The following is a 21,531-nucleotide window of genomic DNA, read 5'->3' as shown; positions in this document are numbered from 1 at the left end:
AGCTCCTCGCCTTTCTTGGTGCTGTTCGCCAGATAGATGCTGAACCACTGACGGGTGATGGCGTAGCGGTCCTTGAGTCCGGCATAGCCCACGTCCCTGTCCTGCACGCCGGCAGCCTCGGCCAGTTGCTGGGCGACGAAGGCGGTGTTGGCACCGTTCTTCTCGATGTCCAGCCAGATGTGGTCGCCCTCACCGGAGGGGAGCTGCAGCGGCAGCTCGGTCACGATGAAGTCCTCGTTGAGGCGCTTCAGGGTGGCGCTGGCACCGCTGGCCGGATAAGCGTTGGGCCATTGCGGCAAGGTCGTGTATTGAGCGTCGGTCATGAGGGGGCTGACGGCACCAGCCGTCGACAGGGACAGGCTGTATCACCGACCAGGGGGCAATCCAAACAGCGATTCTCTCCCAAGCCGCATGCCTTCTCTCACTTCGACACATCCACCCCCGCCTGCGCCGCCTGCTTGTCCGCGTGATAGCTCGACCGCACCATGGCCCCCACCGCCGCGTGGGTGAAGCCCATCTTCACGGCCTCGGCCTCGAACATCTTGAAGGTGTCGGGGTGCACATAGCGGCGCACCGGCAGGTGGTGCCCCGAGGGCGCCAGGTACTGGCCAATGGTGATCATGTCGATGTCGTGCGCGCGCATGTCGCGCATGACCTGCAGCACCTCCTCATCCGTCTCGCCCAGGCCGACCATGATGCCGCTCTTGGTGGGGATGTCGGGGTGCAGGGCCTTGAACTTCTTGAGCAGGTTCAGGCTGAACTGGTAGTCGCTGCCCGGGCGCGCCTCCTTGTACAGGCGTGGCGCAGTCTCCAGGTTGTGGTTCATCACATCGGGGGGGGCCGCCTTGAGGATCTCCAGCGCGCGGTCATCGCGCCCGCGGAAGTCGGGCACCAGGATCTCGATGCGGGTGGCGGGCGACAAGGCCCGGATCTGCTGGATGCACTCGACGAAGTGCCCCGCGCCACCATCGCGCAGGTCATCGCGGTCCACGCTGGTGATGACAACATACTTGAGCTTGAGCGCCGCAATGGTCTTGGCCAGATTGGCCGGCTCGTTGACATCCAGCGGGTCGGGGCGGCCATGGCCCACGTCGCAAAAGGGGCAGCGGCGCGTGCACTTGTCACCCATGATCATGAAGGTGGCCGTGCCGTGGCCGAAGCATTCGCCGATGTTGGGGCAGGACGCCTCTTCACACACCGTGTGCAGCTTGTGCTCGCGCAGGATGTTCTTGATCTCGTAAAAGCGCGTGCTGGGCGATCCCGCCTTGACGCGGATCCACTCGGGCTTGCGCAGCACCTCACCGCTGGGCACCACCTTGATAGGGATGCGGGAGGTCTTGGCCTGGGCCTTCTGCTTGGCAGTGGGGTCGTAAGGCGTCGGGGAGGCGTCGGGCGGCAGCGAATCTGTGGTCATGGCAGTGCGGTCCCACGCCACCAAGGCGGGGTCCGGTTGACACTGTAGCCCAAGGCCACCGCCCCGCCCATCGTGGAGGTCCACAGACCTGCATGGAAGCGGGATTTCCGCTCAGGGCGCCAGCCAGGTCTCCAGCTTGGCAGCCAGCAGCACGGCCGCCTCGTCCCAGCCGATGGCCACGCCCAGCGAGGCCAGATCGACCGTGCGCAGTCCCGCGTATCCGCAGGGGTTGATGCGATCAAATGGGCTCAGGTCCATGGCCACATTGAAGGACACCCCATGGTAGGTGCAGTGGCGCGAGACCTTGATGCCCAGGGCGCTGATCTTGCCCAGGCCCTTGAAGGGATCGCGCGGATCGGCCGGGGTGCTCAGGGCTGCATGCGCAAAGGGATCGTCCAGCCGCACATAGATGCCCGGCGCGCCCGCCAGACGGTGCCCCGTCACCCCCAGGTGCGCCAGGGTACGGATGACCGCCTCCTCAAGGCGGTGCACATATTCCTTGACGAAGTAGCCCCGTCGGCGCAGGTCCAGCAAGGGGTAGGCCACCACCTGACCGGGGCCATGGTAGGTGACTTGCCCTCCGCGGTTGGTGGCCACCACGGGGATGTGGGTGGGCCCGGGCGGGTTGAACAGAACATGGCCCGCCTGGCCCGCCAGCCCCTGGGTGAAGACGGGCGGGTGCTCGCACACCCACAGCTCGTCGGGCGAGTCCTGCGTGCGCGCCTCGGTGAAGGTCTGCATGGCCTGCAGGGTAGGCTCGTAGTCCACCCGCCCCAGCATCCGTGTCAGCAAGGCCGTGCTCATGCGCGGGCCACCCGCTGAAACAGCTGCCCAGGCAGGCGCGCCACCCGGCCATCGAGCTCCAGCGCCAGCAGGCGCGCACCCAGCTCGGCCGGGCCCATGCCCGTGCGGGCCGACAAGGCATCCTGGCTGACCGGATCAAAGCCCATGGCGCCCAGCACGGGATCGGCCACCTCGCCCTCGGCGGGCGCCTCGGCCCAGGGCCCCGCCGCCAGGGATTCGCCGCCCAGCAGGCTGGCGCCGCCCCACTGCAGTTCATCGAGCACATCCTGCGCGGTCTCAACCAGTTTGGCGCCCTGCTTGATCAGGGCATGGCATCCGCGCGCCTGGGGGGCGTGGATGGAGCCGGGGATGGCAAAGACCTCGCGCCCCATCTCGCTGGCCAGACGCGCGGTGATGAGCGAGCCCGACTGCAGCGCGGCCTCGACCACCAGGGTGCCCCGCGAGAGGGCCGCCACGATGCGGTTGCGCTTGGGAAAGTTGGCCGGCAAGGGGGGCGTGCCCAGGGCAAATTCGCTGAGCATCAGGCCCTGGCGCGAGATGCGGTGCGCCAGGGCGCGGTGCTTGGCGGGATAGACCCGGTCCAGGCCGGTGCCCACCACGGCAATGGTGCTGCCACCCGCACCACTGTCCTCCAGGCCCTCCAGCGCGCCCTCATGGGCCGCACCGTCAATGCCATCGGCCAGCCCGGAGATCACCGTCAGGTCTGCGGCACTGAACGTTCGCGCAAAAGCCCGCGCGTTGTCCGCGCCCTGCGGGGTCGGGTGACGACTGCCCACCATGGCCAGGGAGGGCTTGCGCAACAGCGCCAGATGCCCCTGTGCAAACACGAGCAAGGGGGGGTCGTCGGCCTGCAGCAGCGCAGTGGGGTAGCGCTCGTCGGCCAGGCTGAGCACGGCACGGGTCGCCCCCAGGGCCTGCGCCTCGGGGTCCTGGGCCAGCAGCCAGTCCTGCGTTGCACGCACGTGGTCGTCCAGCGCGTCTGGCTCGATCTGCAAGGCCTTGGCCTCGCGCGACCCGGCCAAGGCCGTCAACACCTCCAGACGGGCCTCGAACACCGCCTGCGGCGAGCCCAGGGCCGCCAGCAGGCGACGCGCCGTGAGCAGGCCCACACGAGGCGTCAGCACCAGGCGCAGCCAGGCGCGCAACTCCTGCGGGTCCATCGGATCCCTGCCCTCCCCGGAACTCAAGGCTGCGTGAAACGGTCACCCGGCTTGACCGGGTCCTTCACCGTGAGGATCAGGGCGTAGGACATCTTGTCGAACACACGGAACACGTACAGCAGGCCATGGCGCTCGTCGGGCAGCTTGATGGTAGGCTTGCCCGGTTCGGTCACATCGCGAACCAGTGCACCGTCACGCCACAGAGCCAGCACATGCCCGCGCTCCATGCCGTCCTTGCTGCCCTTGTTGAGCGACACGATCTGGTTCTGACCGGCGGTCAGGGCCTCGCCATACAGGCCCACCACCATGCCAGCCATGTCGCCAGCGGGCGCGTGAGGCACCACGCTGTCGAAATCGCGGGGCGGCACGGGCGTGAGACGGTCGCCGACCATGCCTTCCTGGCGGGCCAGCTTCATGGTGATCGTGGACGGGATGATCAGCGGGTTGCCATCGGCCCCCGTGCCTTCAGTGCCTTCTTCGACCAGCTCGGCCGCGCCCACATACAAGGCCTCGTAGCCCAGCACTTCCTTGGTCTTGGGATCGCGCAGCGCCTTGGGCTCGCGGAACACGCGCCAGTCACGCTGGCCGTTGACGGGGCCTCGGATGTAGGCGTTCTCGCCACGCGAGACCAGCACGCGGCCCTCCTGGGTGGCCACGATGCGAGGCGCCTTGAGCAGCTCCTCGCTGGTGTCGAAGATCACGGCCTCGTTGAAGAAGGGCTCGAGCAGGTGCACGGGCACCGTGGTGATGGCGTCGCTGAGCGAGCCCTCACGCAGGCGAGGCGAGAGCTTGACATCGCCGCCCACCGGGGTGCCCAGGCGCAGGCGGGCCCGGCCGTTGGACTTGTCCAGGTACAGCACCTGACCCGGGAAGATCAAGTGGGGGTTGCGGATCTGCTGGAGGTTCATGCCCCACAGCTCGGGCCAGCGCCAGGGGCGCTTGAGGAAAATCTTGGAGATGTCCCAGAGGGTGTCACCCCGCTTGACGGTGTAGGAGTCCGGCGCATTGGGCGCCAGATCGGACAACGGCACCCCTGCCTCGGCCACCTTGCTGGCGGTGGCCTTTTGCTGTGCGGTGATCGGGTAGTCGGGTACAGCCTGGGCCTGCGCGTTCAGCGCTGCCGATGCCGCCACCACGCCCAGGCTGAACGCCACAGCCGCGGACAGAGAATGACGAATCATGAAAACGGTCTCCAATGGGCCCTGCCGGCACCCCTGCAAGGGGCACCTGGCCCCAGGGTGATCGGACTTTCGGCACAATCTGGTCAATGATCGTCTGATTCTGCACGTAAATTGACAACAGCGGCAACGCCGGTTGCCCTGTGTTACCGTGCCATCGCCCCTCAGGGCGTCCCCAGGCGTTGCGCTGCTTCCACACCCTCTCCTTCGAGCTTTTCCCGTCAAGACCATGGCTCTGCTGCCCATTCTTCGCTACCCCGACCCCCGCCTGAACAAGGTGGCCAAACCCGTGGCCCAGATCGACGACCGCATCCGCACCCTGGTCGACGACATGCTGGAGACCATGTACGACGCCAAGGGCGTGGGCCTGGCCGCCACCCAGATCGATGTGCATGAACGCGTGGTCGTGATCGACACCAGCGAGGAGCGCAACGACCCGCGCGTGCTGATCAACCCGGAAATCATCGAGCGCAGTGCGGAGATGATCGTCTGGGAAGAAGGCTGCCTGTCCGTGCCCACCATCTATGACAAGGTCGAGCGCCACGCCCGCATCCGCGTGCGGGCCCTCAACCGCGATGGCCAGAGCTACGAGTTCGACGCCGACGAGCTGCTGGCTGTGTGCGTGCAGCACGAGCTGGATCACCTGCTGGGCAAGGTCTTCGTGGAATACCTCTCACCCCTCAAGCGCAACCGCATCAAGACCAAGCTGCTCAAACGCGCGCACGACGGCGAAGGCACCGCCCTGTGAGCGCAGGCGCAATGAAGGTCATTTTTGCCGGCACCCCGGAATTTGCCCGTGAGGCCCTGGCCGCCCTGCATGCGGCCGGCCACGACATCCCCCTGGTGCTGACCCAGCCCGACCGGCCCGCCGGACGGGGCATGAAGCTGCAGGCCTCGCCGGTCAAGCAGTTCGCGCTGGAGCACGGCCTGCCCGTGGCCCAGCCCCACAGCCTGCGCCTGGATGGCAAATACCCCGCCGAAGCCGCCGAGGCCCAGGCCCTGATCGATGCGGCCCAGGCCGATGTCATGGTCGTGGCGGCCTACGGCCTGATCCTGCCGCTGTGGACGCTGGAGGCGCCCCGCCTGGGCTGCCTCAACATCCACGCCTCCCTGCTGCCGCGCTGGCGCGGCGCCGCGCCCATCCACCGCGCCATCGAGGCGGGTGATGCGGACACCGGCATCACCATCATGCAGATGGACATCGGGCTGGACACCGGCGACATGCTGTTGATCGAGCGCGAAGCCATCCGGGCGGACGACACCACCGCCGTGCTGCACGACCGCCTGGCCACGCTGGGCGGCCGCCTGATCGTTCAGGCCCTGGGCACTCTGGCCAGCGGTGAGCGGCTGACCGCCACGCCGCAACCGGCCGAGGGCATCAGCTATGCCCACAAGATCGAGAAGGCCGAAGCCGCCATCGACTGGACGCTGCCCGCCCCCGTGATCGAGCGCCGCGTGCGCGCCTTCGACCCCTTCCCGGGCTGCACCTTCGGCTGGGGCGGTGACACCGTCAAGCTGTGGGCCGCCAGCGTGGTGCCCGCCAGCGGCCAGCCTGGCGAGATCCTGCACGCTCAGGGCGACACCCTGGTGGTGGCCTGTGGTGAGCAGGCCCTGGCCCTGCAGACCCTGCAGCGCCCCGGCGGCAAGCGCCTGAGCACGCGTGAGGTACTTCACGCCGGCACGCCCCTGCCCCCACGCTTTACATGATGGAAACACAGCCGGGCTTGAACTTTGCTCGGCGGCACGCATCTATGCTGGTGCCGCCATGTGGCGGTTCACTGGCTTCGTCCAAGGAGCCCTGCCATGTTCAACATGATGAAAACCGCCATCCTGATGGCGGCCATTACCGCCCTCTTCATGGCCATCGGTGCCATGCTCGGTGGCCGCGCCGGCATGATGCTGGCCTTGCTCGTCGCCGTGGGCATGAACTTCTTCAGCTACTGGTTCTCGGACAAGATGGTGCTGAAGATGTACAACGCCCGCGAGGTCGATGCCACCACCGCGCCGCAGTTCTACCGCATGGTGCAAGAGCTCGCCCAGCGGGCCGAGCTGCCCATGCCCAAGGTCTACCTGATCGACGAAGCCGCCCCCAACGCCTTTGCCACGGGCCGCAACCCGCAGCATGCCGCTGTAGCAGCCACGACCGGCATCATGCGCATCCTCAGCGAACGTGAACTGCGTGGCGTGATGGCGCACGAGCTGGCCCACGTCAAGCACCGCGACATCCTGATCAGCACCATCAGCGCCACCATGGCCGGTGCCATCTCGATGCTGGCCAACTTCGCCATGTTCTTCGGGGGGCGCGACGAAGAAGGCCGCCCGGCCAACCCCATTGCCGGCATCGCCGTGGCCATCCTGGCCCCGCTGGCCGCCAGCCTCATCCAGATGGCCATCAGCCGCGCCCGTGAGTTCGAAGCCGATCGCGGTGGCGCCGAGATCTCGGGCGACCCGCAGGCCCTGGCCAGCGCCCTGACCAAGATCCAGCGCTACGCCCAGGGCATCCCCCTGGAAGCCGCCGAGCGCCATCCTGAAACCGCCCAGATGATGATCATGAACCCCCTGTCGGGCGGAGGGATCAAGGGCCTGTTCTCGACCCACCCCGCCACGGAGGAGCGTGTGGCCCGTCTGATGGCCATGGCGCGAGGCGGCTGACCCCGTCAAGGCGGGGACAGGCACTGGACAAGCTCAAGGCCGGCTCGCAACATCCGATAACACCTTCATCCGCGCCCATCTCAAGGGGGCGCGGGCCATGAAGGATGCTGGATGCTCGCTGCGATCGACCACACTCACCAGGAATCTCGCCATCTTCGACGCTGGTCGTGGGTCACCCTGTGCCTGGGTCTGGTGATCTCCGCGCTGGTGTGGCAGCGCTCGGCCCGCCAGATGCAGGACGAGGCGAACGTGCAGTTCGTGCGCGACGCCACCGAGGCCACGCAGATCCTGGACCGTCAACTGGACCACTACATGGATCTGCTGGGCAGTTTCCATGCGATGTTCCTGGTCAGTGATGCCGTGTCCCGCAGGGCCTTCCATACCCACTTCCAGAGCCTGGGGGTGGAGACCGAATACCCCGCCCTGCTGGCCGTGCAATATGCACGCCTGGTGAACCACCCGGACAAAGCGGCTTTCGAAGCCTCGGTGCGTCAGGACACCACCGTCAGCCCCAGGGGCTACCCGCTGTACCGCATCCAACCCGACGGGGATCGGCCCTTTTATGTGGCCACGGTGTTCAATGAACCCATGGCGGGCAATGAATCCGTGATGGGCTATGACACGGCGGTGGAGCCTGCTCGCCGGGCCGTCCTGGAGCGCGCGCGCGACACCGGCCTGCCTCAGATCTCGCCACCGATCCCGCTGCTGCAATTGCGCGGCCCCGACAAGCTGGGGCTGATCGTGCGCATGCCCGTGTACCGCGGCGGCGCCGTGCCGGGCGATGTCGCCAGCCGGCGACAGGCCTACATCGGACAGATCAGCGGTGTGTTTCGGGCCTCGGCCTTGATGGGCCAGGTGATGCCCGCCGCACAGTGGCGCCACCTGCATTGGCGGATCGACGATCTGGGGCCCGGACAGGCGCCGCACGCCAGGGCGGCCTTGGTGTTCGACAGCGCAGCCCACGGCGGACTCAAGCTCGCGCAAGATCGCACAGGGGCAGATACCCAGCGCACGCGCCTGAGCGTGGCCGGCCGTCAATGGCAACTGCAGTTCCAGCGGCCCCATGTGAACCATGCGCTGGCCCCCTACCCCCTGGCCTTGCTGGCCGGCGGCACGCTGGGCTCGCTGGGCCTGTGGTGGGCCCTGTTGAGCGCCGCCAACCGACAGCGTCGAGCGGCGCGCATCGGCCGGGAACTCAGCCGCAAGGCCGTCGAGAGCGAACAGCGGCTGCGCTCGGTGATCGACCACACCGTGGACGGCATCCTGACCATCGCCCCCACCGGCTGGATCCTGGGGGTCAACCGCGCCGTGGGCCGCATCTTCGGTCACACCGAAGCAGAGATGCTGCGCATGCATTTGTGCCAATTGATCCCGGCCGCAGGCGGAACGTCCCAGACCACCAGTGAGCAGTCGATCGCGGACTTCCTGGCCACGCAACGCGTCGGCATGGATGGGGTGGGCCGCCGCACCGAGGGCCGCCGGGCCAATGGCGAGGTGTTCCCGCTCGATCTGGCCATCAGCACCATGGAGCACGATGGTCAGACCCAGTACATCGGCGTGCTCAGGGACCTGAGCGCCGAGCAGGCCGCCGAGCGCGCCATCCTGGAGGCGCATCGACAGCTCAACGAGATCGACGAGATGCGACGCGTCATCGTCAACAACGCCCCCTACGCCATCCTGGTGCTCAACCGCCACGGGGTGATCCAGGCCATCAACCCCGCCGGCGAGGCGCTGCTGGGCTACAAGGCCCACGAGGTGGTCGGCCGCAGCACCACGCAGCAGTTCTTCGACCCCCTGCAGGTGATCGAGCGATCGCACATGCTGGCCCTGCGCCTCAACCAGCCCGCCGAAGAGCTCAATGTGCTGATGCATCTGGCGCAGGACTCGCCCGGCCTGCCCAGCGAATGGAACCTCATCCGCGCCGACGGGCGCCCGCTGGTGGCCGAGATCTCGGTCACCGTGCTGAGCGACGAGACCGGCACCCTCACAGGCTATCTGGCCATGGCGCAGGACGTGACCTCCCGGCGCGATGCCGAGAGCCAACTGCAGCACATGGCCCTGCACGATGCGCTCACGGCCCTGCCCAACCGCAACATGCTGCAGGAACAGCTCAAGGCTTGCATGCAGATCGCCGAGCGTGACGGCCACATCATGGCCTTGATGTTCCTGGACCTGGACCGCTTCAAGAAGATCAACGACACACTGGGCCACCACATCGGTGACAACGTGCTCATCGAGGTGGCGCGCCGCCTGCGCTCGGCCATGCGCACCTCCGACATCGTGGCGCGCATCGGTGGCGACGAGTTCGTGATCCTGCTGCCCCGCATCACCGAAGCCGAGGACGGCGAGCGCGTGGCCCAGAAGGTGATCGACCTGTTCTCCGAGCCCCTGCGTGTGGGCCCGCACGAGTTGCGTGTGACCCCCAGCATCGGCCTGGTGCTCTACCCCACCCACGGCAGCGACCCCATCACGCTGATGCGCCATGCCGACCTGGCCATGTACCGCGCCAAGAACAATGGGCGCAACCGCATCCAGATCTACAGCGACGACATGGAGTCCCCTGCGGCCGACACCCTGGTGCTGGAAAACGACCTGTACAAGGCGCTGGAGCGGGACGAGCTGCGCCTGCACTTCCAGCCCCAGTTCGACTGCGCCACCGGGCAGATCACCGGGGCCGAAGCCCTGCTGCGCTGGGAACATGGTGGCAAGCTGGTGCCCCCGGCCGATTTCATTCCGCTGGCCGAAGAGACCGGGCTGATCGTCATGATGGGCGAGTGGGTGCTGCGACGCGCCTGCCAGCAGGCCCAGCACTGGCGCCAGCGCACCGGCTGGCCACTGCGTGTCGCCGTCAACCTCTCAGCAGTGCAGCTCGATCAGCAAGACATCGCCGAGCGGGTCGCCCTGGTGCTGCAAGAGACCGGCCTGCCGCCCACCGCGCTGGAGTTGGAGATCACCGAGAGCGTGGTGGTGCGCGAGTCCCTGCGCGCCGCGGACATCCTGAGAGAGTTGCGCGCCCTGGGCGTGGGCATTGCCATCGACGACTTCGGGGTGGGCTATTCCAGCTTTGCCTATCTGCGCGAATTGCCGGTCGACCGCTTCAAGCTGGACCGCAGCTTCCTGAGCGCCGTGCCCCAGTCCACGGGTGACAGCCGTCTGGTGGCGGCTCTCATCGCCATGGGCCACCGCCTGGAGGTGGGCATCGTGGCCGAAGGGGTGGAGACCCCCGAGCAGGCCGCCTTCCTGCGCGACCATGGCTGCGACGAGGCCCAGGGCTACCACCTGGGCCGCCCCATGAACGAGACCGCTTTTGAAGAGCTGCTCACGCGTCACAGCCTGCAGTTCTTCGGTGGCGTGCTGCCGGCCTTCGCCTCGGCACCCACGGCCTGAGCCGCGCTGTTTCCGGCTGTCACCAATCCCCCACAAGCAACAGGGACCTTGATGTTTATCATGTCCTTGGCGCTCGGAGGTCGTACTCTGATCCTTTCGGGCACCCCTGCCCGACACAAGGAGAGAGAACATGAGCGACTTGACTGCAGAACAGAAAGACAAGCTGATGGCCGACCTCAAGCTGGTGCTGGCCGATGCAGAGGCGCTGCTGTCGGCCACGGCCGGTGATGCCAGCGCTGGCGTGGCCGAGCTGCGCTCCCGCGTGCAGGCCACACTGGCCCAGGCCAAGACGGGCCTGGTGGAAGTGCAGGCGGCCGTGATCGACAAGGCCAAGGCCACCGCCAAGGCCACGGATGTCTACGTCCACGAGAACCCCTGGAAGTCCATCGGCATCGCCGCCGGTGTGGGCCTGATGCTGGGCATGCTGATCAGCCGCCGCTGAGACCCGCATTGATCTCGCGCCCACGATGAGCGACACCCCTCCCGCGCCACCACCGCCCCCCGGCAGTGGTTTGCTGAACTCCCTGCAAGGGCTGGCCGCCACGCTTCTGGCCATCCTGCAAACCCGGCTGGACCTGCTGGCCACCGAGTTCGAGCAAGAGAAACGCCGCGTGCTGCGCGTGATGGCCTGGGGGGCCGTGGCGGTCTTTCTGGGCTGCTCGGGCCTGATCTTCCTGGCCGCCTTGATCACGGTGCTGTTCTGGGACGAGCACCGGGTGCTGGTGCTCAGCCTGATCACCTTGAGCTTCTGGCTGGGTTGCGGCGGCATCCTCTGGTGGATCCGCTCGCGCCTGCAGTCTCCCGCCGACATGCTGGCGGGCACCCTGGCCGAGCTGGAGCAGGATCAGCAGAGCCTGCGCCCCACCCCGCCGCCCTCGCCCCCCCAACCCTGAGCCTGAGCTCCACTGCCATGGCCTTGACCGATCAACAACTGGCCCTCAAGAAGCGGCTGCTGCAACACCGCAGCGCCTTGTTGCGCACGCAACTGGGCCATGAAGCGGCGCGAACCGTCGCACCCGTGCTGGGCCTGAGTGCCCGTGTGCGCTCCGGCGGCCAATGGCTGGGCGCCCATCCGTGGTGGCTGGTCGGCGCCGCAGCGGCCCTTCTGGTCGCCAGCCCACGCTCCATCATGAGCCTGGCGGGCCGAGCCCTGTGGCTGTGGCAGACCTGGCAGAAGGTTCAACCCTTGCTGGGTGGCCAGACCGCGAACACGCCCGTCACCCCCAAAGACTGATCGCCATGCAACTGTCCTTTTACGGCGCCAACGCCACGGTCACGGGCTCCAAGACCGTGATCGAGGTGGGAGGCCTGCGCATCCTGGTCGACTGCGGCCTGTTTCAGGGCTACAAGCTCCTGCGCGAGCGCAACTGGGCGCCCCTGCCCTTCGACCCCAGCACGCTCGATGCGGTGCTGCTCACGCATGCCCACATCGACCACAGTGGCGCGCTGCCCCTGCTGTTTCGCCATGGGTTCAAAGGCACCGTCTGGGCCACGCCCGGCACGGCCGATCTGTGCGAGATCCTGCTGCTGGACACCGCCCACCTGCAGGAAGAAGAAGCCCGCTACCGCAACCGCCACGGCGCCACCAAGCACCAGCCCGCCAAGCCGCTCTACACCGTGCGCGATGTGCAGACCACCTTGCGCCACGTCAAGCGTGTCTCACCCGATGGCGTGGTCTCGCTGGGCCAGGGGGTGCGCGCCCGCTTCACGCCGGCCGGCCACATCCTGGGCGCCAGCAGCATCAACGTCGAGTTCAAGGGCAAGTCCGTGCTGTTCTCGGGTGATCTGGGACGCACCGACGATCTGGTGATGCAGCCTCCTGCCACCGGCCAGAGCGCCGACTGGGTGGTGATCGAGTCCACCTATGGCGACCGGCTGCACGCCGACAAGGACCCCATCGATCAGCTCGGTGACGTGGTGCGCCGCACCGCCGCCCGCGGCGGCGTGGTCGTGATCCCGGCCTTCGCGGTGGGCCGCACGCAAGGCCTGCTGTATGCGCTCTACCGCCTGCGAGAGGCGGGGGCCATCCCCAAGCTGCCCATCATCCTGGACAGCCCCATGGCGATCTCTGCCACCCACCTCTATGAGCAGCATGCCGACGAGCACCGCCTGACCCATGAGGAGTGCGAGGCCATCAACCACATGACCCGCTTCGTGCGCGACGTCAAGGAATCGCAGGCCCTGATGCAGTTGCGTTACCCCATGGTCATCATCGCCGGCAGCGGCATGGTCACCGGCGGTCGCGTGCTGCATCACCTGGGCCACTACGGGCCGCACTCACGCAACTCAGTGGTGCTCAGCGGCTTCCAGGCCGGGGGCACGCGTGGCGCGGCCCTGGCCGAAGGTGCCAAGGCGGTCAAGCTGTTTGGCGAGTACGTGCCCATCCGGGCGGAGGTCGTGCAGATCGAGGGGCTGTCGGCCCACGCCGATCAGAGCGGCCTGCTCAACTGGATCAATGCCCTGGCCCAGCCGCCCAAGGAGGTCTTCGTGGTGCACGGCGAGCCCACGGCCGCCGACACCTTGCGTTTGCGCATCGAAGAACAACTGGGCCTGCGCGCACGCGTGCCCGACTACCGGCAGGTGGTCGAACTGGTCAAGACCCGCAAGACGCGGGCCTGAGCAGGCGGGTTCATTCCTCGGTGTTGCGGTCCGTGGCCATGACCTGGCGCATGCGCTCGACATAATGCGTCGAGGCCGCCGAGGCATTGTCGGGGCAGCTCGCGGCCGTGCCGTTGCAGGCCACCGCGTTGATGGTGTAGACCTTGACGGTGCGCGGGGCGCCCGCGGTGGTCTCGCCCTCGACATACGACACGTAAGAGCAGGTCACCGTGACCCGAAACCCCGTCTCGGTGCGCAGATCCACCGTCTGACTGCCCGCGCAATTGGCCCAGCTGCCATCGCGCAGGGCCTTGAACAAGCCCCACTCGATGCCCGCCTGGGCCGCCTGCGTGGCGCGTGCGCCCTGCAGATCCTGCGCAAAGGACGTCTGCGCCGACCAGCTCAGACGCACCACGGCGGCGGCCAGCGCAGCGAGCATCACCAGCACGAAGATGGCGGCAATGGCGCCCAAGCCGCGCTGGCGCTGTCTGCCGGATGAGATGGGGTTCTGGCTCATGGCACGTTCATCACATGCGCACCCACCGCCAGGTGTGCCGTCTCGTTGTTGCGGGCGATCGCCAGCTCCAGCCACAGGAAGCCGCTTTGCTGGGTCGCCCCTTGATTGGCGTCGTACACAAAGCTGCAACTGCGCACGTGCGTGGCGATCACATCGGCGGTGGTGTCCGCCGGACAGGCCGCGGGGTAGGTAGCGTTGAAGCCATAGGCCTTGCGCCGGTACAGCGTGCCCTTGCCATCCCCATTGGCATCGAGGGTGCCATCCGCACCGATGCAGTAATAGAACACCGCCTGCTGGCTGTTGGGCACGGCCATGAAGCGCCCACCGGCATAGCCCACCGGCACCTGCAAGGCATTGATGGTGATGCGGTGCTTGCCTTGCGTTGCCAGCGGCGGTGTGGCCACCGCCGTGATGGCCGAGCGGTTGGTCCCGGCATAGACATCGTTGGGGTTCTGGTTGTCGATCACGATGAAGTCCCCCACGGCAGGCACGGTCGACAGGGTCGTCAGGCTATCGAAGGTGGTGGTCTCCGCAGCGGTGTCGACGTAGGCGGCGCAGGTCGCGCCCCCTGAGGCGGTGCACGCACCGCTGTCGTTGCTCGTGTCGGCATTCATGCGGTAGCGCCCTCCCGCGCTGGCAGGGATCACCTCGAAGCAGGTGCTGGCCGGGATGCGCAGAGAGTTGGGCACGGCCTGCCGCACATCACGCAGCATGCGCCGCAGGGCCGTGTCGGTCTGATCGCCCAGATCGGCACGCACGCGGGTATCCACATAAGAGCGCAAGGCCGGCGGCAGGAAGACAGCCATCGTGGCGGCCAGCACGGCGCCGATCACGATCACGATGATCAGCTCGACCAGGGTGAACCCACGGGCAGGGAGCAGAGGGCGGGTGTGCATCATCAATCCCCGTAGTCCGTGCGCCAGCCCACCAGTTGCAGGCTGTCCGACCCATGGCTGACCGTGACCGTGATCCGCCGGGCGTCCGCCACGCCATCGAGCGCCGACACCACCACCGCGATGCTCACCGAATAGCCCGCCAGCGCAGGGATCACCGTGCCATCGATGTTGCAGATGGACGACTGGCTGTAGCCATGGTAGTCGGCCACATCGTTGAAGGCGCTGCGCGCACAGCCCGGTGCGGCCGCGGGTGCGGTGACGTCGTAGGGCTTGAGCTGGATCTCCTCCATGTATTCCTCCGCCAGCGCCAGCATCTGCTTGGCCACCACCGGGTCAGCGTTGTTGCGCGACACCGTGCTGAAAGCCAGCATCACCCCCGCCAGACCCACGCCGATCACGACAATGGCCATGACCATCTCGATCAGCGTGAAGCCACGTTGGCGGAGCTTGGGTGCGGTGCGCTCGCTATTGGACATAGCCCGTCTCCCCATTGACCGTGATGCTGCTGACCCCGCTCATGGACACCGTGCGCGAGGACACGGTCGTCCCTGCGCCGTCGGAGGTCGCGCGCCCATCGGGCTGGAAGTAGATGACTCCGGCTGGAGCGACTGCGGTCGTCGAGCTGCTGTCGCCGTTCGTGGCGAACACGGCACTGCCCTCCGGCCCCCGCAGATCGCTGTTGCAGCTGCTCGCGGGGTTCGCACTGGCAATGCGCAAGGACAGGGAGGTGCTGTTGACCGTGACACACACCAGCCGGCGGTGGGCCACCGCACTCTTTTGGCCATAGCGCAGCGCGGCCAGCACCTGGTCGCGCCAGGCATCGTCACGCAAGCCCAGCGCCGTGTCGAACTTGGGAATGACGGAAACCGCCACCACGCTGGCGACCACAATGACGATCACCAGCTCCGGCATGCTGAACCCGCTCACCGTGAACCGACCCACACTGCGCATGATGCTCCTTCACCCACTTGCAGGGATTGTGAGCGGCTGTGGCGCGTCGATACGCGTGAAATACGCCCGGTATCCCTGCCGTCTTTCAGACCCGCCTAGTAGAGCTCGCGGATGTGCACGGTCTTGCGGCTCTCCGGGCTGTAGATCCCGAAGTTGATGCGTGCGGAGGGATCGCGGTCATGCGTGGCCGCACAGTTGCCATTGAGGCCGCGCAACCAGCCCAGATTGGCGCCCGTGCTGGCCGGGTGCGTGCCCTGACAGGCATTGTCGGCCGCCGTTGAGCCCAGATTCAAGGCCACATCCAGGCTGCCCGCGCTGGTGGGGCTGGGTGCCGACATCGTCAAGGTGCCGTTGCCGCTGCTGATGCTCACCGCCGAGCCCGTCGTGCTCCAGCCCGTGGCCGCTACCCCCAGCGAGTTGCGGTAGTTGGACGTGGCCACCGCCGCCGCCGGCACCGTGGTGCAGCTGTCGGCCCCGTTGACCACCCAGGCCTGGTTGCTGCTCCAGTACTGCGCCTGGATCGGCATCGACAGGCTGCGCTTTTCTGAGCCGAAGGCATTGGACATCTTCAGCCGGCCGCTGCGCAGCACCACACTGCCTTCGCTGTAGCCCGATGAGTTCACTGTCGAGTACAGCGCATCGGTTCCCCGGATCGACACCGAGGTCGGCACCGTCTGCTTGTTCGTGAAGGTGAACACCGGCGTTGAGCTCACCGTGGCCACCCCCGCCACAAAGCTGGTGGCCGACACCGTGCCCGACGTCAAGGCCCCCGTGGACGCATTGTTCACCGCCGACAGGCTCACCCCTTGCGGGTACAGCGACAGCAGTGGTGCGGCCACGATGGTGCCGCTGCCCGCATAGTTCTGCGTGGTGGCATTGGCCGCGTTGCGCGCCGTGACCGTGACGCCAAAGGGCTGGCCGCTGTAGGTGAAGCCACCGCAGGCTTGCGACACCGCCACATCGAAGTGGTGCGGGACGATGGGCCCCACCGCCCCACTGCTGCCGGTGGTGCCCGAGGCACTCAGGCCGCTGCCCAGGTAGCTGGCGCTGGTCAAGGTGGCCGTCAGGTCGAGCAAACCCACCTCTGTCCATTGCAGATTGCTGGACGTGGCCGCACCGGCGCTGAAGCCGCTCAGGGCCGCCGCCGGCGACACGCCCGTGCCCGTGAAGGTGCCCGCCACCCCGCCGCTGGGGCGGTATTTGCTGTGCGTCAGCCGCACCGTCTCGGCTGAGGTCTCTCGCCCGAAATTGGTGGCGGTGCCCCCCGCCGAGTTCAGTGCCGTCACCGTGGCCGAGAAGGACTCGCCTGCCTTGATCGGCGCCGCCGTCACCCCGGAGATGGAGAAGGATGCCGGGGCCGCAATGAAGCTGTCGCTGCCCGTCATCGTCAGGCCCGTGTCATTGGTGCCCGCCGAGCCCGTATAGGTCGCCGTCAAGCCCATCTGACCCACATCGGCATACATGAACTTGGCCGTGGCCACCCCACTGGCATTGAAGTTCAAGGCCACGCTCTTGCCGCTGGCATCACAGGCCGCGCTCGTGCTGTTGCCCGCGTTCAGCGCGTAGTACACATTGGTTGTCGCATCGGCCACGCGCACCGGCTTGGGCGCCGTGGGCGAGACCGTGGTCGGATTGCTGTACGTGCACTTGAAGGTCACGTTGCGGCTCACGCTCGCAAACGCCGGCGTGCACGCCGTCGCATTGGATGAATTGACGGCGGACACCGACACCGACTGCGCACTCTCGGCAGCATGATCGAGCACATTGAACAAGAGCCCTGAGCTGGCCGCCGAGACCGTGCAGCTGCCGCCGCTGGCAGGCGTGGCCCCGTTCATCCCGCAATACACCGAAGGCGAACCCGTCGGGGTGGCCGACAGGGAACTGAGCGTCGCCGTGGTCACCGACCCCACCGTGGTGACATGGACCGGCACCGTCGTGGTCGCCTGGCCGGAGGCAATGGCAAAAGCGGCTCCCGAAGGATAGTTCACCGTCATGCCTGAGCCCGTGACAGCCAGATTGCCACTCAGCCCCAGGGTGTACTCGGTCGCACACGTGGCATCGGAGCAGGCCCGTAAGGTGTAGGTGATCGGCGAGCAGGTCAGGCCGTTGCTGGCCGATATCCGCACATGGTGCAAAGGCACGAATACGCTCATGTTGCAGGAACCACCACTGGCCGCCGCCGTACCCAGACCACAAAACACCTTCGGGGTGTTGCTGGGCGTAGGAGAGTAGGCCGACAGGCTCATGGCCGCCGTCCCTGCCGAGGTATAGGTGACCGACACCGTCGTCGTGTTGGTGGGGCCGGCCGCAATGGTGAAATTGGCGCTGGGCGAAAACGTCGCGGTCACACCGGAGACTGCCAGGGTACCCGTCACCCCGCTGATGTATTTCAATGAGCAGTCCGCATTGCCGCAGGCCTTGATCGTGAAGGTCTTGGCCACATTGGCCGACACGCTGGCCGCATCCGCCGTGATCTCCAGGTGATGGGGGGCCACCGCAGCATCCACATAGCTGATGTTGTCGATGAACATATCCTGCGACGTGTCTGAGGACAGAAAGCCGCAGTTCTCACACCGGTAAGTCTTGAACTGAACGGAGCTGACCTTGACGCCGCTGTCGGGCGTGTACTGAACGTAGATGGAGTGCCACTGAATGGAGTCGCCCAGCAACCATCCGAGCAAGACATTGAGCAGCGAAGCCAGCCAGTTCGGGTCGTCCACGTACATGCCCACGCATTCGGCATTGGCCGTGCTCGTGCAGTTCTTCAGCACCTTGGTCGTGCCGTTGGACAGCGTCAGCGTGACGTACTGCGTGTTCTCTGAATTGAACTGGGTGCGCCACATGAAGCCCACGTAAGGCGTGGCCTGTGCGAAGGTGACATTGGTGTAGGTGGCGTTGGGTGTCGTGTTGGAGGTCAGCTTGAGGGCATTGCCGGAGAAACCCGTCGCGGTGACGGAGCCCGTGTAGCTGTAGGACCCACTGTTGTCCCCAATGAGCGCCGTATCGGCGCCCACGGTGCTTGAATATGACAAGCGGCTGGGCGTGGCACTGTTGTGTTCAGCCAGGGTGTTGGGTGACGTGAAGGAAACGGTGTACTGATTGGCCCCCGGGTCGGGCGGCGAGGTCACGCCACTGGTGTAGACATAGTAGCCCGCATGCGCTGCACCCATGCCCATCAGGCACAGTGCCAGCACCCCAGATTGCCACAGACTGTTCCACCGGCTCGACATTGCCACCCCTTCCAGCACCATACCGACAGGCGTATTACGACACACTCACGCCATTGTGAGAGGCCTGCGCTGTCCGCAAAGACCGAATAGATGAGGCCTACGGGCATTAATGCTCGTTTCGAGACGCCATGCAGAGGGCCGCCTCAGTGAAGTTCACGCAGATGGATGGTGCGGCGGTTCTCCGGACTGTAGATGCCAAAGGTGATGCGGGAGGAAGGATCGCGGTCATGCGAGGCCACACAGTTGCCATTGAGCCCGCGCAGCCAGCCCAGGTTGGCGCCCGTGCTGGCCGGATGTGTGCCCAGGCAGGCATTGTCGGCCGCCGTCGAGCCCAGGTTCAAGGCCACCTCCAGACTGCCCGTGGTGGTGGGGCTGGGCGCCGACATCGTCAAGGTGCCGTTGCCGCTGCTGATGCTCACCGCCGAGCCCGTCGTGCTCCAGCCCGCGGCCGCCACCCCCAGGGAGTTGCGGTAGTTGGACGTGGCCACCGCCGCCGCCGGCACCGTGGTGCAGCTGTCGGCCCCGTTGACCACCCAGGCCTTGTTGCTGCTCCAGTACTGGGCCTGGATCGGCAGCGACAGGCTGCGCTTTTCTGAGCCAAAGGCATTGGACATCTTCAGCCGGCCGCTGCGCAAGGCCGCACTGCCTTCGCTGTAGCCTGACGACGTGACGGCCGAGTACAGCCCATCCGTCGCACGAATCGACACCGAGGTCGGCACCGTCTGCTTGTTCGTGAAGGTGAACACCGGCGTGGCGCTCACCGTGGCCACCCCCGCCACAAAGCTGGTGGCCGACACCGTGCCCGACGTCAAGGCCCCCGTGCCCGCATTGTTCACCGCTGACAGGCTCACCCCTTGCGGGTACAGCGACAGCAGTGGTGCAGCCACGATGGTGCCGCTGCCCGCATAGTTCTGCGTGGTGGCATTGGCCGCATTGCGCGCCGTGACCGTGACGCCAAAGGGCTGGCCGCTGTAGGTGAAGCCACCGCAGGCCTGCGTCACCGCCACATCGAAGTGGTGCGGCACGATGGGCCCCACCGCCCCGCTGCTGCCGGTGGTGCCCGTGGCACTCAGGCCGCTGCCCAGGTAGCTGGCGCTGGTCAAGGTGGCCGTCAGGTCCAGCAAACCCACCTCCGTCCATTGCAGATTGCTGGACGTGGCCGCACCGGCGCTGAAGCCACCCAGCGCCGCCGCCGGCGACACACCCGTGCCCGTGAAGTTGCCTGCCACCCCGCCGCTGGGGCGGTATTTGCTGTGCGTCAGGCGCACCGACTCGGCCGAGGTCTCGCGGCCGAAGTTGCTCGCCACGGCACCACTCGCATTCCGTGCCGTCACCGTGGCCGAGAAGGACTCGCCCGCCTTGATGGGCGCCGGCGTCACCCCCGAGATCGAGAAGGACGCTGGTGCCGCAATGAAGCCGTCGCTGCCCGTCATGACCAGCCCGGCTTCGCTGCCCGATCCGGTGTAGGTGGCCGTCAAGCCCATCTGACCCACATCGGCGTACTGCACCGTGGTCGCAGCCACCCCGCTGGCATTGAAGCTCAAGCTCACCGCCTGCCCGCTGCCATCGCAAGCCGCCGTCGCATTGTTGCCCGCATTGAGCGCCACCCCGCCCACGCGCACCGCCTTGGGTGCCGTGGGCGAGACCGTCGTCGGGTTGCTGTAGCTGCACTTGAAGGTCACATTGCGGCTCACGCTGGCAAACGCCGGGGTGCACACCGTGGCGTTGTCGGATGAGCGCACGGCGCTCACGCTCACGGCCTGAGACACCTCCGAGACATGGTCCAGCACATTGAAAAGCAAGCCCGAGGTGTTGGCGGTGTACACACAACTGCCCCCCGCGCTGGCCGCCACCCCCATGCCACAGTAAGGGCTGGTGCCCGCCGTGGGCGTGACGGACAAGCCGCTCAAGCCTGCCGTGACCGTCCCGGCCGTGGCGATGTGCGCCGACACCGTGGTGCTCGCGCTGCTGGCGGGAATCGTGAAGGCCGCGGTGTAGTTCACCGTGGGCGTGCCTGACAGCAGCAGATTGCCCGACAGACCACTGGTATAGGTCGAGCTGCAATCGGCATTGGCGCAAGCCTTGACCGTATAGCTCACCGGATTGCAGGTCACGCCGCTGGCGCTGCTGGTGGTGACCTCGATGTGGTGGGGGGCAGGCGAGGCGCAACTGGGCGACTCGGCATAGACCGTCGACACTTCAGCAGCGGTCAGCTCGGCGTCGTAGATCTTGATCTGATCAAAGTAGCCATTGGCCGAGTTCACCTCGGGCGATGACGCACTGCGGTTGTCGCCAAAGTAGAGTGTGTTGATGGCACTGGCGATGGCGCCGCTGGCCACGGAGAACGTCTGTTCATCTTGCTGAACACCATTCACATAGAGCCGCATGCGCGTGGCACTGGTGCCGGTGGTGAACTTCCAGGTCACGACGATGTGCGCCCAGGTGGCATCGCTCATCGCATTGAGTTTGTCCACATTGCGGCTCGTACCCCCTCCATCGGTGATGTAGGCATTCAGGTCGACCCCGCTGCCTTCGTCGTCTCGGTAGAGATAGAAATGGCTCGAAGCCGATGACGACGCGTCATACAGCATGCGATGTTCGGATCCCGATGAGACGGACTTGTACCAGAACGCCAGGGTGCCCGAGTTGCCGATGGCATTGACATCGATGCCCGTCTCCAGCGCATCGATGGCCGAGGTCAGGTTCTTTGGGATGAGCAATCCACGGCAAAACTTGCCGCTGGC

At 66.7% G+C, this 21,531-nt stretch carries 19 protein-coding genes; 8 read left to right on the top strand and 11 right to left on the bottom strand.

The genetic code is table 11. The annotated features are described in order from the left end of the window. From truD to VFW84_RS09400, 5 genes are all read right to left on the bottom strand, one after another. The coding region (gene truD, locus VFW84_RS09420) for a tRNA pseudouridine(13) synthase TruD (RefSeq protein ID WP_329680199.1) at nucleotides 1–323 on the bottom strand (323 nt) is incomplete at its 3' end. A 98-nt stretch (nucleotides 324–421) separates the two neighbouring features. Beyond that, the gene (gene lipA, locus VFW84_RS09415) at nucleotides 422–1,414 is read right to left on the bottom strand and encodes a lipoyl synthase (protein WP_329680198.1); all 993 of its coding nucleotides are present in this window, start codon (nucleotides 1,412–1,414) and stop codon (nucleotides 422–424) included. Between the two features lie 111 nt (nucleotides 1,415–1,525). Beyond that, a complete protein-coding gene (lipB, locus tag VFW84_RS09410; protein WP_329680197.1) occupies nucleotides 1,526–2,218 on the bottom strand; it encodes a lipoyl(octanoyl) transferase LipB in 693 nt (230 codons plus the stop codon). Beyond that, a complete protein-coding gene (gene dprA, locus VFW84_RS09405) occupies nucleotides 2,215–3,378 on the bottom strand; it encodes a DNA-processing protein DprA (RefSeq protein WP_329680196.1) in 1,164 nt (387 codons plus the stop codon). The genes lipB and dprA overlap by 4 nt, the downstream gene beginning before the upstream one ends. Nucleotides 3,379–3,401: 23 nt before the next feature. After that, nucleotides 3,402–4,559 carry a LysM peptidoglycan-binding domain-containing protein gene (locus VFW84_RS09400; protein ID WP_329680195.1) on the bottom strand — a complete coding sequence of 386 codons (1,158 nt, stop codon included), beginning with the start codon at nucleotides 4,557–4,559 and terminating at the stop codon, nucleotides 3,402–3,404. Between the two features lie 226 nt (nucleotides 4,560–4,785). On the opposite strand from VFW84_RS09400, the gene def reads away from it, so the two are divergent. The 8 genes from def to VFW84_RS09360 all read left to right on the top strand — a co-directional run bounded on the left by def (nucleotide 4,786) and on the right by VFW84_RS09360 (nucleotide 13,214). Next, nucleotides 4,786–5,304: a peptide deformylase gene (gene def, locus VFW84_RS09395; RefSeq protein WP_329680194.1), complete on the top strand. Its 519-nt coding sequence runs from the start codon at nucleotides 4,786–4,788 to the stop codon at nucleotides 5,302–5,304. Between the two features lie 11 nt (nucleotides 5,305–5,315). Then, complete coding sequence (gene fmt / locus VFW84_RS09390; RefSeq protein ID WP_329680193.1) at nucleotides 5,316–6,263, top strand: methionyl-tRNA formyltransferase; 948 nt, start codon at nucleotides 5,316–5,318, stop codon at nucleotides 6,261–6,263. Nucleotides 6,264–6,359: 96 nt separating this feature from the next. After that, the gene (gene htpX / locus VFW84_RS09385) at nucleotides 6,360–7,208 is read left to right on the top strand and encodes a zinc metalloprotease HtpX (RefSeq protein ID WP_329680192.1); all 849 of its coding nucleotides are present in this window, start codon (nucleotides 6,360–6,362) and stop codon (nucleotides 7,206–7,208) included. 111 nt (nucleotides 7,209–7,319) lie between these two features. Continuing rightward, nucleotides 7,320–10,595, top strand: coding sequence for a bifunctional diguanylate cyclase/phosphodiesterase (locus VFW84_RS09380; RefSeq protein ID WP_329680191.1), 3,276 nt, complete (start codon nucleotides 7,320–7,322; stop codon nucleotides 10,593–10,595). 130 nt (nucleotides 10,596–10,725) lie between these two features. Beyond that, entirely contained in the window at nucleotides 10,726–11,037 is a 312-nt protein-coding gene (locus VFW84_RS09375; protein ID WP_329680190.1) for a DUF883 family protein, read from the top strand. Between the two features lie 25 nt (nucleotides 11,038–11,062). Beyond that, complete coding sequence (locus VFW84_RS09370) at nucleotides 11,063–11,488, top strand: phage holin family protein (RefSeq protein WP_329680189.1); 426 nt, start codon at nucleotides 11,063–11,065, stop codon at nucleotides 11,486–11,488. A 17-nt stretch (nucleotides 11,489–11,505) separates the two neighbouring features. Beyond that, nucleotides 11,506–11,829, top strand: a complete 324-nt coding sequence (locus VFW84_RS09365; protein ID WP_329680188.1) for a YqjK family protein — start codon at nucleotides 11,506–11,508, stop codon at nucleotides 11,827–11,829. Between the two features lie 5 nt (nucleotides 11,830–11,834). Beyond that, nucleotides 11,835–13,214, top strand: a complete 1,380-nt coding sequence (locus tag VFW84_RS09360; RefSeq protein ID WP_329680187.1) for an MBL fold metallo-hydrolase — start codon at nucleotides 11,835–11,837, stop codon at nucleotides 13,212–13,214. Between the two features lie 10 nt (nucleotides 13,215–13,224). On the opposite strand, the gene VFW84_RS09355 is transcribed toward VFW84_RS09360, so the two are convergent. From VFW84_RS09355 to VFW84_RS09330, 6 genes are all read right to left on the bottom strand, one after another. After that, nucleotides 13,225–13,710: an MSHA biogenesis protein MshP gene (locus VFW84_RS09355; RefSeq protein ID WP_329680186.1), complete on the bottom strand. Its 486-nt coding sequence runs from the start codon at nucleotides 13,708–13,710 to the stop codon at nucleotides 13,225–13,227. Further along, on the bottom strand, nucleotides 13,707–14,609 hold the full coding sequence (locus tag VFW84_RS09350) for a prepilin-type N-terminal cleavage/methylation domain-containing protein (protein ID WP_329680185.1): 903 nt from the start codon (nucleotides 14,607–14,609) through the stop codon (nucleotides 13,707–13,709). The genes VFW84_RS09355 and VFW84_RS09350 overlap by 4 nt, the downstream gene beginning before the upstream one ends. Continuing rightward, nucleotides 14,609–15,082 carry a type II secretion system protein gene (locus VFW84_RS09345; protein WP_329680184.1) on the bottom strand — a complete coding sequence of 158 codons (474 nt, stop codon included), beginning with the start codon at nucleotides 15,080–15,082 and terminating at the stop codon, nucleotides 14,609–14,611. The genes VFW84_RS09350 and VFW84_RS09345 overlap by 1 nt, the downstream gene beginning before the upstream one ends. After that, nucleotides 15,072–15,557: a prepilin-type N-terminal cleavage/methylation domain-containing protein gene (locus VFW84_RS09340; protein WP_329680183.1), complete on the bottom strand. Its 486-nt coding sequence runs from the start codon at nucleotides 15,555–15,557 to the stop codon at nucleotides 15,072–15,074. The genes VFW84_RS09345 and VFW84_RS09340 overlap by 11 nt, the downstream gene beginning before the upstream one ends. Nucleotides 15,558–15,652: 95 nt before the next feature. After that, nucleotides 15,653–18,787: a DUF6701 domain-containing protein gene (locus VFW84_RS09335; RefSeq protein ID WP_329680182.1), complete on the bottom strand. Its 3,135-nt coding sequence runs from the start codon at nucleotides 18,785–18,787 to the stop codon at nucleotides 15,653–15,655. A gap of 143 nt (nucleotides 18,788–18,930) precedes the next feature. Continuing rightward, nucleotides 18,931–21,531, bottom strand: a 2,601-nt coding sequence (locus VFW84_RS09330) for a DUF6701 domain-containing protein (protein WP_329680181.1), incomplete at its 5' end; no start/stop codon positions are given.

Origin of the sequence: Aquabacterium sp. (assembly GCF_036279655.1) — a bacterium.
In the GTDB taxonomy this organism is placed as follows: Bacteria; Pseudomonadota; Gammaproteobacteria; order Burkholderiales; family Burkholderiaceae_C; genus Aquabacterium.
Note: the sequence above shows the minus strand (reverse complement) of the source record. Positions and strands in the feature narration are given on the sequence as shown.

Bases quoted from the DNA above. Each gene is read 5' to 3' on its own strand.
- VFW84_RS09375 (WP_329680190.1), top strand. From the start codon at position 10,726: ATGAGCGACTTGACTGCAGAACAGAAAGACAAGCTGATGGCCGACCTC.
- VFW84_RS09335 (WP_329680182.1), bottom strand. From the start codon at position 18,787: ATGTCGAGCCGGTGGAACAGTCTGTGGCAATCTGGGGTGCTGGCACTG.
- VFW84_RS09370 (WP_329680189.1), top strand. From the start codon at position 11,063: ATGAGCGACACCCCTCCCGCGCCACCACCGCCCCCCGGCAGTGGTTTG.
- def (WP_329680194.1), top strand. From the start codon at position 4,786: ATGGCTCTGCTGCCCATTCTTCGCTACCCCGACCCCCGCCTGAACAAG.
- VFW84_RS09365 (WP_329680188.1), top strand. From the start codon at position 11,506: ATGGCCTTGACCGATCAACAACTGGCCCTCAAGAAGCGGCTGCTGCAA.
- lipA (WP_329680198.1), bottom strand. From the start codon at position 1,414: ATGACCACAGATTCGCTGCCGCCCGACGCCTCCCCGACGCCTTACGAC.
- VFW84_RS09360 (WP_329680187.1), top strand. From the start codon at position 11,835: ATGCAACTGTCCTTTTACGGCGCCAACGCCACGGTCACGGGCTCCAAG.
- dprA (WP_329680196.1), bottom strand. From the start codon at position 3,378: ATGGACCCGCAGGAGTTGCGCGCCTGGCTGCGCCTGGTGCTGACGCCT.
- lipB (WP_329680197.1), bottom strand. From the start codon at position 2,218: ATGAGCACGGCCTTGCTGACACGGATGCTGGGGCGGGTGGACTACGAG.
- VFW84_RS09400 (WP_329680195.1), bottom strand. From the start codon at position 4,559: ATGATTCGTCATTCTCTGTCCGCGGCTGTGGCGTTCAGCCTGGGCGTG.
- htpX (WP_329680192.1), top strand. From the start codon at position 6,360: ATGTTCAACATGATGAAAACCGCCATCCTGATGGCGGCCATTACCGCC.
- VFW84_RS09355 (WP_329680186.1), bottom strand. From the start codon at position 13,710: ATGAGCCAGAACCCCATCTCATCCGGCAGACAGCGCCAGCGCGGCTTG.
- VFW84_RS09345 (WP_329680184.1), bottom strand. From the start codon at position 15,082: ATGTCCAATAGCGAGCGCACCGCACCCAAGCTCCGCCAACGTGGCTTC.
- fmt (WP_329680193.1), top strand. From the start codon at position 5,316: ATGAAGGTCATTTTTGCCGGCACCCCGGAATTTGCCCGTGAGGCCCTG.
- VFW84_RS09340 (WP_329680183.1), bottom strand. From the start codon at position 15,557: ATGCGCAGTGTGGGTCGGTTCACGGTGAGCGGGTTCAGCATGCCGGAG.
- VFW84_RS09350 (WP_329680185.1), bottom strand. From the start codon at position 14,609: ATGATGCACACCCGCCCTCTGCTCCCTGCCCGTGGGTTCACCCTGGTC.
- VFW84_RS09380 (WP_329680191.1), top strand. From the start codon at position 7,320: ATGCTCGCTGCGATCGACCACACTCACCAGGAATCTCGCCATCTTCGA.